This window comes from Massilia eurypsychrophila (assembly GCF_002760655.1).
In the GTDB taxonomy this organism is placed as follows: domain Bacteria; phylum Pseudomonadota; class Gammaproteobacteria; order Burkholderiales; family Burkholderiaceae_D; genus JAFCUW01.
Genome location: NZ_PDOC01000002.1, coordinates 65,498 through 79,014, shown reverse-complemented (window position 1 = coordinate 79,014; position 13,517 = coordinate 65,498). Strand labels below are relative to the sequence as shown.

The following is a 13,517-nucleotide window of genomic DNA, read 5'->3' as shown; positions in this document are numbered from 1 at the left end:
CTCGCCCTGGCGAAGGTTTGTTGCAGTGTCAATGACTCATTGACGCTCGATGTGAGCTTACTTAAAGAACACGGCTGCTTTTTGCAAGGTCAGCCAGATGCCGATCGACAGCGGGATGCCCACTGCGGCCCAGGCAAAGGCCGTGACAGCCGGGTTGCGGTTGATTGCCACCACGCCGCCGCCGCCCTTGCCGGCCATGCCGGCGTTGACGCTGACATCGCGGTCGTGCGCCAGCTTCTTCTCGACAGCGAGTTCGTCGTCGGTCATGAAGTACTTGTCGGCGATCGGACGCACCATCAGGTTGCACAGCAGGCCCAGCGCAATCATCCCGGCCAGCACATACATCGTTACATCATACGCCTGCGCCTTCGGCACACCATTGGCGATCTGGTATTCGCGGATGTAGTTGACCAGCACCGGACCGAACACGCCGGCCGCCGACCATGCCGTCAGCAGGCGGCCGTGGATCGCCCCCACCATCTGGGTGCCGAACAGGTCGGCCAGGTAGGCCGGCACGGTGGCGAAACCGCCGCCGTACATCGACAGGATGATGCAGAACGCGGCGACGAACAGGAACAGGTTGTTGGCGTGGGCCGAACTTGGAATCGACATGTACAGGATGAAGCCGAGCACCAGGAAGATCGAGTAGGTCGGCTTGCGGCCGAGGTAATCCGAACACGATGCCCAGACGAAGCGACCACCGATGTTAAACAGCGACAGCAGGCCGGCGAAACTGGCGCCGACCGCCGCGATCGACGCTTTCTGCGCGACCGACAGGTCGTTGAACGCCAGGTCGACGCCGATCAGCTTGCCGCCGAAGATTTCCTGCAGCAGTGGCGACGCCATGCCCAGGATGCCGATGCCGGCGGTCACGTTCAGGCACAGTACCCACCAGATCAGCCAGAACTGCGGAATGCCCCAGACGCGTTTGACGTGCACGTGGCGCTGCGTAATCATGGTGTTGGTCTTGGCGTTGACCGGCGGCGTCCAGCCGGCCGGCTTCCAGCCCGAGGCCGGCACGCGGTACGACAGGGCGCCGGCCATCATGAAGACGAAGTAGATGACGGCCATGACGACGAAGGTTTCCCACACGCCGACGGAGGTCGGGGTGGCGAAGTGTTTCATCAGTTCGGCAGCCATCGGCGCGCCGATGACGGCGCCGCCGCCGAAGCCCATGATGGCCATGCCGGTCGCCATGCCGCGGCGGTCCGGGAACCATTTGATCAGGGTCGAGACGGGCGAGATGTAGCCGAGGCCGAGGCCAATGCCGCCGATCACGCCGGAGCCGAGCCACATCATCCACATCTGGTGCTTGTAGATGCCGATCGCCGAGATGATCAGGCCGCCGCACCAGCACAGCGCCGACACGACACCGGCCTTGCGTGGGCCGGCGCGTTCGAGCCAGCCGCCGAACAGTGCAGCGGACGAGCCGAGGAAGACGAAGAACAGCGTGTACATCCAGCCGAGCGACGAGATTTTCCAGTCGCAGGTGGTGGTGAACAGTTCGGCCAGCAGGCTCATTTCCTTGGCGCAAACGACCGGATCCTTGATGCCGATCGCGCGCGACAGCGGCAGCCAGAACACGGAGAAGCCATACGCCATACCGATGCACAGGTGAATGGCCAGCGCCGCGGGCGGCACCAGCCAACGGTTAAAACTCGGAGCCGCAATGGTGCGTTCCTTGTCTAGTACATCCAATAAAGCCATGTCTCACTCCATTTTTTACGTTTTATGAATATGCTTTTTTAAGCATATTTTCCCGACCACTTTTATTATTTTTGCAGAGTATCACGATGCAATTTGGTTCGAAATAGGCTATTTTAAACATATGTTCAAAGTTCAAATCCGCCCGCACTGGGAAATTCGCTTCGGCGCCTCGGCGCCGCTCGACACCGCCGCACTGCTCGGACTGCTGCTGGCGGTCCAGGACACCGGCTCGATCGCGCAGGCGGCCAAGTCGGTCAAGCTGTCCTACCGCTACGCCTGGGGCTTGTTGCGCGATGCTGAACAGTTGTTCGGCGCCAGCCTGCTGCAGACCGGCCGCGGGCGCGGCACCACCTTGACGCCGCTGGCGCAAAAGCTGGTCTGGGCCGACCGCCGCATCGCCGCGCGGCTGTCGCCCACGCTCGAGAGCCTGGCGTCGGAACTGGAAGTTGAACTGGGCAAGATGGCGCCGGACCGGCTGCGCATGATCCGCATGGACGCCAGCCACGGCTTCGCGGTGGCGGCGCTGATGGTCCATCTGAACAAGGTGGAGATGCCGGTGGAGTTGCGTTATCGCAACAGTACCGATGCGGTGGCGGCGCTGTCGCGGCGCGAATGCGACCTGGCCGGCTTCCACGTGCCGACCGGCCACTTCCAGCCGGCGGCGATGGACTGGTACACGCGCTGGCTCGATCCTGCCGAGCATTGCCTGATCCATTTGGCGGTGCGCCACCAGGGGCTGTTCGTCGCGCCCGGCAATCCCTTGAAGATCCGCGGGCTGGAAGACCTGGTGCGCACCGATATTCGTTTCGTCAACCGGCAGATCGGGTCGGGCACGCGCAAGCTGCTCGAGCTGATGCTCGACGACGGCGACATCAACGTGCACGACATCAATGGCGTCAACAGCGCCGAGTTCACCCATTCGGCAGTGGCCGCGTACATCGCCAGCGGCATGGCCGACGTCGGCATCGGCGTGCGCACGGCGGCGCAGCGGTTCAACCTCGATTTCATTCCGCTGGTGCGCGAACGGTATTTTTTCGCGGTGCGCCAGGATGCGGTGGATGATCCGCTGATCCGCCAGTTCATCACCATCTTGCAGCTGCCCGAGTATCACCTGCGGGTCAACGAGCTGACCGGATACGATGCGGCCGATACGGGGAAGATCCTGTCGCTGGAGGAGGCGTTCGGGTAGCTGCCGCGCGCGAATTCTTTTCTTGTCGGGATGCCGAGCAAACTCACATCGGACGGCAGAGCCGGCGCGGTCGACAACCTACAATTGCGCGACAATTCCCTGACAAATCTTGCCTACCGGTAGTCTAATCGCCCACATATCCTCAGGTTTTCGCATTACCACACAGGAAATCCGATGGCTATTCAAAAATTAAAAATCGCAGGCATTATTGCGTCCGCCTGCATCCTGGCCGCATGTGGCGGCGACGACACGACCCCGCTGCCGCCTCAGATAGCCAGCACGTTCACGACCAGCGCAGATGGCTGGCAAGGTGGTTACTCGGACTATCACGCTGAAACCGAACCGACTGACGTTGTCTGGGCGTCGCGTGCCTTGCCGTCCCCGCTGTCGGGCAGCGCTTACTACACTGGCGGCACAAACCGCAGCGACGATCTTTTTATTTACAGCAAGAAGAAATTCAGCGGGTACGCGCCTTCGACGTTGTACAAGCTGAGCTTTGAAATAGAGATTGCAAGCAATCAATCCTCGGGCTGCTTCGGTGTCGGCGGTGCGCCAGGCGAGGGCGTCTATGTGGTTGCGGGCGCGTCGCCGACCGAACCGAAAACCGTTTTGACTGACGGTGAGTACAAACTTAACCTGGACCGCGGCAATCAAGCCACGCCAGGTCCAGCATCCCAAGTGCTCGGCAACGTCGCAAACGCGGTCACGAACTGCGGGCCTCAGGTGTATCAGACGAAGGTACTCAAGAGCACGCTACCCCTGTCCGTCAAGAGCGACGCGAATGGTGAAATTTGGACGTTCTTCGGAATCGACTCTGGCTTTGAAGCGAAAAGCGCAATCTTTTACAAGTCGATAAAAGTTTCGGTCGACCTGGCTCCGTAACGGTGATCGGAGTACTGCGGTGACCAAATAATTTCGCGCAACTATAGCTTTGCGTGCTGCCAATTCCCGTCCATAGGCGGCGGGAGGACTTCCAGCGCTTGTGAATTAACCAAGCCGAACAAGGAACGACCACACCTTTGAAAAAGCCGCTCACTTCACAGTGCGCGGCTCATTATTCTTACCTCGCGCTGCTGCGATCAGCGGCGGCAGGTCAAGCGCGTCGATTCGTTTTCACGAAGGAAAACCCGTACCGGCTCGCTATTCCCGCAACGGTAGACGATGCGGAGGCGCTTCTCTTGGTTACGGGCCGGATCGCCGCACAGCTCGTTGCTGGCGCGGACGTTACCATTATTGCGCTCGACTTCATTACGCACGGCGCGGCGTGCGTCGCACATAGCGCCGCGCACGCCGTAGTCAGCTTCTTCCACGCGGACACGTCCCCAGCCTGGGCCGTCGCCATTGCCGCCGCCGTTGCCGGCGCGCTGGCCAGCGGCATAACCCTCGGCGTATCCACGGCGATACTCATCGCTTTGGGCGAACGCGGATGCAGACGCGGCAGTCAAGGCGAGAACCGTGGCGATGCGCATGATGTGTTGGGTAGCGAGTTTCATATATGTCTCCAGATTTAGATTAGTGATTAGATGCTATCGCGCGGCCTCGGCCTGATCGGTACGCATGTTCACATTGTGGCAGCAATAGTTGTCAAAAGCTGTCGATGCACCGTAAGAATAGTTTCAATCTGTAAGCCGTAACGTTGGGCACTGATCGAACATGGCTGTCGGCGTCGGAAGCGCGTCAATTAAAGCTTTCTTCAATGATCCCTTCCTTTATTAAAGCTTTCTTTAATAAGCTACGCTAGCCGGACTGGATAACGAATGTCAACCTCCCTCGCCGTGAAGCCATGCTGATGGCCATGAGATCTCGCCTAACTCCCCAGCGACGGTCCTCGAAGCATGGCAGGCAGCACAGGCCCCCAAATTTGTCTGGGCGCAAGGTTGCACATTGGCATCGCAATCAAGATGGGACTCCCAGAAACTTGAAGGAGGTATCCGACTGCGGACACCGGGCAACATGCCGCCATCTTCGTGGCCCACGGTGGGGCTGGGTTCTACGTAGTCGAGCAGTACAAAGCTTCGCTGGTGGTGCGGTACCGGCTGATGGAAGTCCCGCGTCAACATGCCCAAAGCGAGGATGGGACGTGGCCGAATCGGAGTCGGAACCCATGGGCGTTCTCTGTGATTGAAAGGTGATTGAGATGCGTCTACTTTCCTGTGCTCTGCTGGCTGTCGCTTGTACCTCTGCGGCGGTTGCCGGGGATATGGCGGCATCGTGTCCGGTGGTACTCACGGAGGACGTGCTTAAGCCGGGGCGTCAGGTGGCTGGATGGGTGACGATGCCGAGTCAGCAGCATTTGGCGGGGGCGGGGATGTTGGAAGGTCCACCAGAGCGGGAAGGCTACCGAATACCAGACAAACAGGCGAAGGGTACGCAGATGTTTGTGTTCGCTAAGGATGACGGCCGGCGGTGGCTGTGGTGTGGCTACGGCGGGATGCAACTGGCAAAGCGGCTGGATGACAAGGCTACCAGCTGCACCATCACGACCAAGACGAAAACGCCGGAGAACAGCCTTTCTGCAGTGGTGGTGGGCCGGTAGGAGGCGTTCCTGGGCGGCGATGCCGAAGTTCACTGGGATACTTAGCCGCTGCGCACGGTGTCGATGTAGTCAGCGCATGCCTGCAACATCACGTAAACGAACAATGCCCCGAAGCTCTCACAGGGAAAGCGCGGGGCAGAGTACGTAAATCGACTTCTTGAAGCATATTCTTGGTGGTGATAGGTGGAGCATAATTGTGGCTTGAAAGCCGCATGAATCATGGCTTTAGCATTTTCCTTGCCAGCTCATGGATGCAAACATGGATGCAAAAACAAATGCTCAGCTTACCCGTGAAGAGATGTCAGCCCGCGTCCAAGAGTATTGAAGGGCGCTCGTTCTCCTGGTTATGTGTACTTATCTCTGCAGCCAATCTATCCAGTAGCAGATCGCGCTCATCCTCCATGAAAATTTCCTTTTCAACTGGGAGTTTATCTAAAATGCCCAGCGCTTTCTCCAGAGCCGGCGTCAGCGCCCCGCGTCCAGGCTTGCCAACCAAAAGGTAAACTTTGAACCGCTCTGGCGTGTCTGAGACGCTGGTGATCTGACCCAGTACTCTGTGTGCCTTCTCCCTGATCGTCTCAGCAACACTTAGGTCGAAAGACACAGGCTCAACACAATGCCAGTAACCATTTTTCCATGCGGATTTGAACGTTATTTCGTCGTCTTTGCCTTCGATAATTTTTTCTTCGAAATATGCAGAGATGTGCCTATTCTCCAGTTCCTTCTTGAAGTCTTTCCACATATCTTCATCTGTGCGTTTGTGTGGTGACGAAGAGTGGTCGTATTTGGTCACATAACGGGAAAATAAGTCTGTCAAAGTTTTTCGCGGGTCGTGCGTCATCCCAAACGACGGCTCGGACCAAACTAACGCACTGTCATCTTTAGGCAGTACCGATGCCAATAGGCGCTCGATATTAGTGCTTTGGGCCTCGAGATCGAGCGGCGAAGAAACCGCATCGCTAAGCTCATTAAACCGCTTCGACAGGCCACGCATGAGCGCGCGGAATGAGCTCGCTTGCATGTCCGGAAACATCTCCGAAAGTCGGCCGACAGTCGATCTGCAAGACACTTGGAAAAAATTGTCTTTTGCCGAATAAACAGCCACTCCTACATTTACAAACTCCGCCGTTGCAGTGTCGTGAACGTATTTCAAAATCGAATACGAGTAGTGATTACGCTTTTTCATTTCAGCACCTCTAATGCGTTTTCGGCAATTTTACGAATGTTCGCTTTTGCTTCTGAAAGGTAGGCGAAGATTCGATCGACTTGCTCAGCATGTTCCCGTTTCTGAAGCCATTCTGGTGGGATGGCGTTCCTATATTGTTCAAATCGATCTTCTTGAAGATCCTCCCAGCACCCTATGAAACGGTCTAAGTTGCCTGGCGCCTCGCTAAGATGAGGTTTCGAAAAAATGTGCTCATCCCTACGCGCAATTGAGTCGAGCCCACCTTCCGCCCACGGTTCACGCCAAAAAAGCACACGCGTAAATGCGAGCTCATGATCGTAGATTAAAAAATCGTTAGCCAAAAACTGGCAGTTCGGGTTCTTCGGGATACGGTCGCTGTTCTCAATAATTTGATCAAAGACGCAGATTTCGGTTGCCGCTGTGACCATGGACCTTGGGATGGTCTGCCCATTCTGCCACGCTGAGAAACCGGTCACTAGACGTGACCCAAAAGCAGTGCGACAACTCGATTGCAGGGCAGCTTTTACTTCGCGGTCCGGCACGATCTCGATGAAGTCTTCTTCTATTTGAACAACGAACGGCTCCGGGACAGGGAGGCAAAGATCGGCAGCTAACATTGCAGCAATTGCTTCGAACGCTAAATTTTTCTCGCGTTCGAATAACTTTTCAGAGTATTTTACGACTAGCTCAAACTTATTTCCTTCCTCGTCTTCACACTCGATCAGGCATGGCCAGGTTCGGCCGTTGCCCATACGCTTGATAAACCGAGTCGCGGTGACGGTGCGCAGCATATTGCCCAAAAGTAAATTTTCTGAGCAATCATTCTATCATTGATCCACTTTACCTAATTTTCCGAAGATTGCCATGTTAGTTCGGTAGCTTCCAAAGCCTGCTCACGAACGGTATGCAGTTGGATCGCTCATCCACCTGTGCACCTCGGCATTTGAGTACATCGTACATCGTTCGGACAGTTTCACTGGCTTCGGAGCCTTCCCCGCCTTCACGAGCTTGCGCCAGGTCTCGCGGCTGATCGGCACGAAGCGGCTCAGGGTATCCCATCGGCACATCCCTACGGTTGGCAGGGAAGAGGCTAGGTCTCTCTCGGTCCCCCTCACCGCCGGCGTTCGTCGCTTGCACTCGAGCGGGTGAGTCTTTTGTTCATGCTGTCCGGGGTAATTCTGTTGCTCATTCATTTATCACCTGTGAAATCGATAATGCGGCAATGGGCGCTCGCGGCCGCGCGACGCTTCTGCAGCGTCGCGCGGCCCAACGAAAAAAACGATGCCGGGGAGAAGGACCCGAACTTAAGAAAACTGATTTCGCATCGCCGCCCTTCATTGGCTTGGGACGATACGCCGGCACCTTTCGGTTGCCGATCGCCTGACTTGCTGCTGCCAGGCCCTGAACTCTCACGCGGTTTCTCGCGTAGCGCTTCCGGCCCTCAGGGGCAGGTCTTTGGTGGCGCTATCACCAGTTGGTATTACTCACACCCTTAGGTGTCGCGGAGGCTGCATTGGCGCTGGCCACGGGGCCAGCGATACCTGCGTCGGGGAGCATCCCGATATCCGCCTGTCTTCGTCTCTTGAGATTGATGTGGCCCAGACCTGGACCATGGGCGCAGCTGCTGTCGATCTGCTTTGGATAGGGCGTAGTCCCTTCAGTCCCGTCGCTCAACGATGGGGAAAGGGGCGCGCCTGTATGAAAAGCGAGTTTCTAAATGCCATCTGGCTGTGGGTGTAGCCAGGATCTTGTCGACGTCCGCGTTCCTCTCGACTTCCTGAGCGGCGCCAGAAAAATGGCGCAGCTAGGCCGAAGGCTACAGATAGGACCGGATTGAAGTGGTGGTGCCAAGCCTTATGACCTGGTCAGAATACGTGCCGCATGAGCGGTTTTGAAAATGTGCTTTTCGATTCCGAGGGGGAGTGAAAAGTAGTGGTTCTGAAACTATGCCACATGGTGACGCTCCGATAGTACTAAATTGGTTGCCGTGTGTCAACTAAAGAGTTGGCCACTCTGCAGGTTGAATCGCGGATGTGAGTGCAGCAATGTCGAAATCATTTGTGGCGCCCGATGGTAGTCCGGGTGGCTTCTGCAGGGCTTGCCGGTGGCACTTTTAAGCGGGCTGCGCTGCGCGATCGAGGCGAGGAACTTCGAATCTGTGATAAATCTGTGTTCTTAAACGGCCATACGCCCTTATTTGGCGGGCTTTCTTCAACACTCTGTGTTCCTCGGTAGTTCCGGAGCCGTGAAAGCGGGTGCCCGGCGCCGAAGAGGTTTAGCTTAACTTCGCGGGGGCGCTCAACTGCCCTCAATTTATATGAGCGTGGTTGACGATCGCCGGCGGTGATCAGCCAGTCGCTGTTGTAGTGGGCGGTTAAGCGGGGCACGGATGTCGACGGGCGAACCTTTAGGTCATCCCTGGCTCGCGTGATGATGCGGCTCTCCTGATCGGCCGACGTCCAACGAGCCCGCCGAACCTTGCCCTTGCGCATTGCAGTGTTCACTGCGACACTGCGTTTCGATGTCATAACACTATCGAAGCCGAAAGGGCAAATATGGATTGGTTCTCAACAGCAGTAGGCTTTGTGGTTGGATCATTCACGGGCGCGGCCGGCACATATCTCGCCGACAAATACACAGATCAGAGGCGTGATCAAGCGGAGGCTGCAGCGGCCAATGCGCTGTGGAGGGAGGCCTTCGACATGTTCCCGGAAGTGATGAGAGAGATGCAAGCGGACGTTCGAAATCCGCGGCTTGCGGGAGTGCGAGATTTCTTTGTAAAAAGTAGTGGGTCGACAGTCAATTCGGATAGGCCTCACTTGGAATATCACACTGACGTCCACAGCAACATCATGGGCGCAATCGCGTATCTGGAAGAGGTCGGGTACATCGACGATATAACGCCGGGGAACTGCCCAAAGTATCGAATGCGCTTGCCTTTTGTCAATCGATTGAAAGCGGGCTCCTAGCGACTGGGAAGCTAGATTTTCGCCGGCAGTTACCCCAAGCGCTGGGATGGCGGCGCGACCTCAGGAGGGGCTGCCATCAGGCGAACCGACCATTCCTGCTTATTGCTCTCCGTATCTTTTTGGTCATGACCTAGCGGCCGCTCCCATCCTTGGAACAACATCCCTTGACCATGCATTGTGACGAGCCGAGCGCGGAACAACGCAGGCAACAGCTCCCCTGGCTGCCCAGTGCCCCCGCCAGCGTGGAACGCGGCGACGATCTCCGCGCCCTGTCGGAATACCGTAAGGTTTCCGACGGCGCCCGGATCGGCGGAAATTTCCCGATCTGGCCTTCGCTCGCCCCTCACTCGAAGGCGCTTGATATGACTGTACATTCATCCAGTATAACCGCGTCGCACTCCGGAACGCGATACTGCTCCGTTGTGAATTAGGGGCTGAAGTCAGTCAAGAGCGCCGCGACGCGTACCTCTGCGGCCTGGCACTCAGCCGGTTGCTTCTTGCCGCGCGGCGGTCGCTGACGCCCGACGGCGACTAGTCGGAGATGCGTTTTGGGCCTCGGAGCCGGAAAGCCTACCGCATACTTTTCCGCCAAGTCGCTGAGGAGGCGTTGCGCCCATGGGTTCATGGCGTGGAAAGCAGCGGTCAATCGTTCGAGGTCGGTCATTGGAAGCCTCCCGTCACCAGGTGTAAGGTTGGCTGTTTATGAAGCGAGCGCCGCGCCGCCTGTGCTGCCGCAACTCGCTCCATAAAATCGCGGCTGCGATCGTCCACGGCGCGGAACGACTTGAGCAGGCGCAGTTCGGCCGGGGTTAGCGGCGGCGGCGCATCCTCAACAACCGACGCGGTCGACGTGGGCCGCGCCCGCCCCTTACGGCGCATTATGCTTGTGCTGTCGCACTCGAGGCCAAATTTCCCGGCGATCATGATGCAACTCCACATGCGGGCGCACCGGCGATGGTTCCGACAAGCTCGTCGGCAAGTTGCTGGGCGAGCCAGAGCATGTGAGAAGGGCCTTCGGTTGGCTGGAATGCCAAGAGAATCTGGGCGGTCTGCCGCGCAAGCTGGCCGAGTTCGACCGAACCCTCGATGGAACGGATTTGGCTGACCACGTTACCCATCTCAGCACTGAGTTTCGCGGCCAAACGAAGCATGTCGTCGGTACTATCGGAGTCACTCATCAATGCGAGCAATCCTGATAATTGTCTGACGCGCATGATGGCATGGTCGTCGGCTTCCGCTGGATCGATGTGCATTGACCCGTACGGCGTGCGCAGTACGATTGACTGGCATTCGATCGGCGCGCGAGCGTTCATGCTGCACCGCCTTTCTGCGCGCGGCTGTTCATGGACTCGATTTCGCCCGCGGCGCTGTCGGCCAACATTTTTACTGACGCTGTCGCCAAGAGCATGAGGTACGAAGAGTCGCAGACGCTGAGGACAGGCTGAGCGCAGGTAGCGCGATCGACATCGCTCATCTGAACCAGGTCAAGGCAGAGCGCTACGCCGTTGCAAACGTCGAGGGTACGAGCAATTAGCTGGGCGTTTGCATTGTCGTCGAGCGAGCTGTGCAACCAGGAGAACGGTCGATGGAGTGCGACCGTTGAAGGGGCGGCAGTAGTATCTGGGGTGGTGGTGTTTGGCATGATGCCTCCGTATGCAGGTGGTGAACTGCACGCCCCACTGTCAAATGGGGAGAGCAGCGAATGGCAGGGTTGACAGACCGGTGCATACGGATACCGGCAGGCCGAAGCCTCCCCACCACCGCCGCTCATAGGAGACGCAAGTGGTACGGACGAAAAAATACCGCCGGTTGGCGGTTGTCCGCCGCATGCAATTCGAGCTGTCAAACCCGGTCGCTTCTTTTTTCGCGACAGTTCAGAATAGCCCACGAGAACGGCGGCCGTCAAGTTGATTTGTAGAAATCTGGGGCTGCCGCGCGCTGCATTGGACGCCCCCATGGCATTCTCATCCTGTTTCAGGAGGTATCAATGGGCGCCTCGAATGAAGACGGATCGCGCTACACCCTGCCAGAGGTCGGCTATGTTCGGCAGCGACAACTTATCACTATCATCCCGTTCTCGGCGGCCACGCTGTGGCGCAAGGTGGCAGCCAAGACGTTCCCGGCGCCGGTCAAGCTGTCGGAGAACGTCACCGCCTGGCGCGTTGAGGATGTGCGTGCGTGGATGGCGACAGTCGGGTAGCAGCCACATCGGGGGAACGCAAAAAGGTGCACTTCCAAATTGAGGCGGCGATGTTATATCCAATTACCTGGGTCACAGTCGGGAAGTACGTGGAGCTCACGGCGGACACAGAGAAAGCGGTAAAGGCTCGCCGACTCGGCGGTCACTGGGTTGATGGTCTCCACTGCAAGGAGATCGACGGCGACTTGTGGATTAACTTGGTCGCGGTCGAATACTGGGTCGCCTCCTGCGCTGCGCCAGTGCCAAGCGGTGCCGACGTCGCTTCCAGCGGCCAGCATGGCACGAAGGCCAATATCGACACTGTTGAGGCCGCCCTCGTCAAAGAGATCGTCGCAGCTGTGATTGCCTCTACGAGACCGGTTTTGCCAATATCGGTAGATCTTTGGGATACAGCGGCCATCGGCACATACCTGAAGCGCTCCATCAATCGCGTACGCAGCGACATCGTGTGTCTGCCGACCTTCCCGCGGCCGATCCGCTTGCCGGTGCCCGGGCGATCGCAAGCGCTGTACAAGGCGCGCGAGGTGATCGCCTGGGCCGAGCGGCAAGCGGGATAGTTTGCGGCAAGCTGGGCGCGCAGGCTCGCCTTTTTATGGACACGATAAATACCAAAAAGACAACGCTTGCGGTCTGACGCTTCTTTTATGGGCTCGGAAAATAGCGAAAGAGCAAGACTCCAATGCATATAGCCTCGCGCGTGACGGCCATGCGCTCGATCTCGCGGATGACTTGATCGGCGGTGATGCCAGTCCGCTCGCCGCGCTGTTGCATGGCTGCGGTCACGGCGAGTTGCACCCCAACATTCCCCAACATGCGCGATGCGGCGTTCTCGGCAGACTTCCCCTTGCCCTCATAGCCAGCGCGCTTGTATGCGGCGGTCGCGTTCAGGTCGATCAGGTACTCAGCGACGAAGCGCTGCTGCTTTCGCTCGGGCAGTGCGCCAACTGTAGCAAAATCTCGTTGACGCCGTTTCGCTCTGCGATCCAGGCGGACGAGCGCATGCCGTGCTTGAGCGAGTTGCCCGCTGCGATTGCTTTGCCGGCCTCAGTGCTTGGCCCGGTCGACCGTTCCCACGGTTTCCATGTCCGGATGAGCGCAGATTGACGCGCTCGCTGCTCGGGTGTCCATTGGCGCATTTAGGTCCTCGGTTAATTGTTCGTTCGTCGGTGTGATGTCTTTTTCCCGTGCGCCCGCCTGCGCGCCTGTGTGCGTACTGTTCCGAGTATCGGCGTTGTTCACCTGCTGCTGGCTGGCGATGTTCGCCTGCTTGATGAAGGTAGCGGTGCGGGGATGCTTAAGTTCGCCCAGCGCCTCGATCGTTGTGCGGCATTGAGACTGCGCTTTCAACGCCAGGCGCAAATAAGCCTCGGTCGCTTGCAGATAGCCGGCGCCCATGTTGCTTGCTGCCTTCTGAGCCAGGGAGCTGAAGAGGACGTCCAGCGCGTGCGCTTGCGAGACGAGCATTGCCTCTGGCCCGGACATGTCCCCGTCCTGAACGCGTTTCGTTTGCTTGGCTATTTCGCCCACTAAGCCGTTGATGTCGCAGCCCGTTCTGATCGGGTGGAAATTGTAGGCGCTGACCGCGGCATTGGAAACGGGGCTCATCATTGTGCGCGCGTGTGCTTCAACCGCGGACTCTCCGAGCGCGACGCGCACCTGGAGTGCAGTGCTGCTATCGACTGGTGGGGCGGCCGGTTTAACTTTTTTTGTCATGATCCAGTCTTCAAAAC

Annotated in this window: 16 protein-coding genes and 1 pseudogene; 7 read left to right on the top strand and 10 right to left on the bottom strand. The window is 58.0% G+C overall.

All coding sequences use genetic code 11. From position 1 onward, the window contains the following. Positions 1–57: 57 nt before the first annotated feature. The gene (locus CR105_RS03170) at positions 58–1,707 is read right to left on the bottom strand and encodes an OFA family MFS transporter (protein ID WP_099786995.1); all 1,650 of its coding nucleotides are present in this window, start codon (positions 1,705–1,707) and stop codon (positions 58–60) included. A gap of 121 nt (positions 1,708–1,828) precedes the next feature. Here CR105_RS03170 and CR105_RS03165 point away from each other — a divergent pair, with 121 nt between their 5' ends. Both CR105_RS03165 and CR105_RS03160 read left to right on the top strand, forming a co-directional pair. After that, entirely contained in the window at positions 1,829–2,896 is a 1,068-nt protein-coding gene (locus CR105_RS03165) for a substrate-binding domain-containing protein (RefSeq protein ID WP_099786994.1), read from the top strand. 174 nt (positions 2,897–3,070) lie between these two features. Further along, positions 3,071–3,778 carry a hypothetical protein gene (locus CR105_RS03160; RefSeq protein WP_099786993.1) on the top strand — a complete coding sequence of 236 codons (708 nt, stop codon included), beginning with the start codon at positions 3,071–3,073 and terminating at the stop codon, positions 3,776–3,778. Between the two features lie 197 nt (positions 3,779–3,975). On the opposite strand, the gene CR105_RS27705 is transcribed toward CR105_RS03160, so the two are convergent. After that, on the bottom strand, positions 3,976–4,389 hold the full coding sequence (locus tag CR105_RS27705) for a hypothetical protein (RefSeq protein ID WP_131021608.1): 414 nt from the start codon (positions 4,387–4,389) through the stop codon (positions 3,976–3,978). A 444-nt stretch (positions 4,390–4,833) separates the two neighbouring features. On the opposite strand from CR105_RS27705, the pseudogene CR105_RS29440 reads away from it, so the two are divergent. Continuing rightward, a pseudogene (locus tag CR105_RS29440) lies at positions 4,834–5,028 on the top strand (BPSL0067 family protein); the annotation flags it as partial. A gap of 5 nt (positions 5,029–5,033) precedes the next feature. Beyond that, complete coding sequence (locus tag CR105_RS03150; protein ID WP_099786991.1) at positions 5,034–5,432, top strand: STY0301 family protein; 399 nt, start codon at positions 5,034–5,036, stop codon at positions 5,430–5,432. 301 nt (positions 5,433–5,733) lie between these two features. Here the strand turns inward: CR105_RS03150 and CR105_RS03145 are convergent, their stop codons facing one another. The 3 genes from CR105_RS03145 to CR105_RS29625 form a co-directional block, all read right to left on the bottom strand. Further along, entirely contained in the window at positions 5,734–6,618 is an 885-nt protein-coding gene (locus CR105_RS03145) for a DUF3037 domain-containing protein (protein WP_099786990.1), read from the bottom strand. Next, positions 6,615–7,409, bottom strand: coding sequence for a HipA family kinase (locus CR105_RS03140; RefSeq protein ID WP_099786989.1), 795 nt, complete (start codon positions 7,407–7,409; stop codon positions 6,615–6,617). Before CR105_RS03140 ends, CR105_RS03145 begins: the two co-directional genes overlap by 4 nt. 102 nt (positions 7,410–7,511) lie before the next feature. Continuing rightward, positions 7,512–7,685 carry a helix-turn-helix transcriptional regulator gene (locus CR105_RS29625; protein ID WP_099786988.1) on the bottom strand — a complete coding sequence of 58 codons (174 nt, stop codon included), beginning with the start codon at positions 7,683–7,685 and terminating at the stop codon, positions 7,512–7,514. Positions 7,686–9,173: 1,488 nt separating this feature from the next. Here CR105_RS29625 and CR105_RS03130 point away from each other — a divergent pair. Next, positions 9,174–9,587 (top strand): hypothetical protein, encoded by a 414-nt coding sequence (locus tag CR105_RS03130; protein ID WP_099786987.1) that lies wholly within the window; start codon positions 9,174–9,176, stop codon positions 9,585–9,587. Positions 9,588–10,247: 660 nt separating this feature from the next. Here CR105_RS03130 and CR105_RS03115 read toward each other — a convergent pair. The 3 genes from CR105_RS03115 to CR105_RS03105 are packed head-to-tail and all read right to left on the bottom strand — an operon-like array spanning position 10,248 to position 11,229. Then, positions 10,248–10,511, bottom strand: coding sequence for a hypothetical protein (locus tag CR105_RS03115; RefSeq protein WP_099786984.1), 264 nt, complete (start codon positions 10,509–10,511; stop codon positions 10,248–10,250). Next, on the bottom strand, positions 10,508–10,900 hold the full coding sequence (locus tag CR105_RS03110; RefSeq protein WP_099786983.1) for a hypothetical protein: 393 nt from the start codon (positions 10,898–10,900) through the stop codon (positions 10,508–10,510). Before CR105_RS03110 ends, CR105_RS03115 begins: the two co-directional genes overlap by 4 nt. Continuing rightward, positions 10,897–11,229, bottom strand: coding sequence for a hypothetical protein (locus CR105_RS03105; protein ID WP_099786982.1), 333 nt, complete (start codon positions 11,227–11,229; stop codon positions 10,897–10,899). The genes CR105_RS03110 and CR105_RS03105 overlap by 4 nt, the downstream gene beginning before the upstream one ends. Before the next feature lie 345 nt (positions 11,230–11,574). Here CR105_RS03105 and CR105_RS03100 point away from each other — a divergent pair, with 345 nt between their 5' ends. Together CR105_RS03100 and CR105_RS03095 are read left to right on the top strand one after the other, a co-directional pair. Then, a complete protein-coding gene (locus tag CR105_RS03100) occupies positions 11,575–11,787 on the top strand; it encodes a helix-turn-helix transcriptional regulator (protein WP_099786981.1) in 213 nt (70 codons plus the stop codon). Continuing rightward, entirely contained in the window at positions 11,766–12,344 is a 579-nt protein-coding gene (locus CR105_RS03095) for a hypothetical protein (protein WP_131021610.1), read from the top strand. Before CR105_RS03100 ends, CR105_RS03095 begins: the two co-directional genes overlap by 22 nt. An 85-nt stretch (positions 12,345–12,429) precedes the next feature. Here CR105_RS03095 and CR105_RS29435 read toward each other — a convergent pair whose 3' ends face one another. Further along, the gene (locus CR105_RS29435) at positions 12,430–12,723 is read right to left on the bottom strand and encodes a terminase small subunit (RefSeq protein ID WP_099786979.1); all 294 of its coding nucleotides are present in this window, start codon (positions 12,721–12,723) and stop codon (positions 12,430–12,432) included. Positions 12,724–12,831: 108 nt separating this feature from the next. After that, complete coding sequence (locus CR105_RS27695; RefSeq protein WP_131021611.1) at positions 12,832–13,500, bottom strand: hypothetical protein; 669 nt, start codon at positions 13,498–13,500, stop codon at positions 12,832–12,834. Between the last annotated feature and the right edge of the window lie 17 nt (positions 13,501–13,517).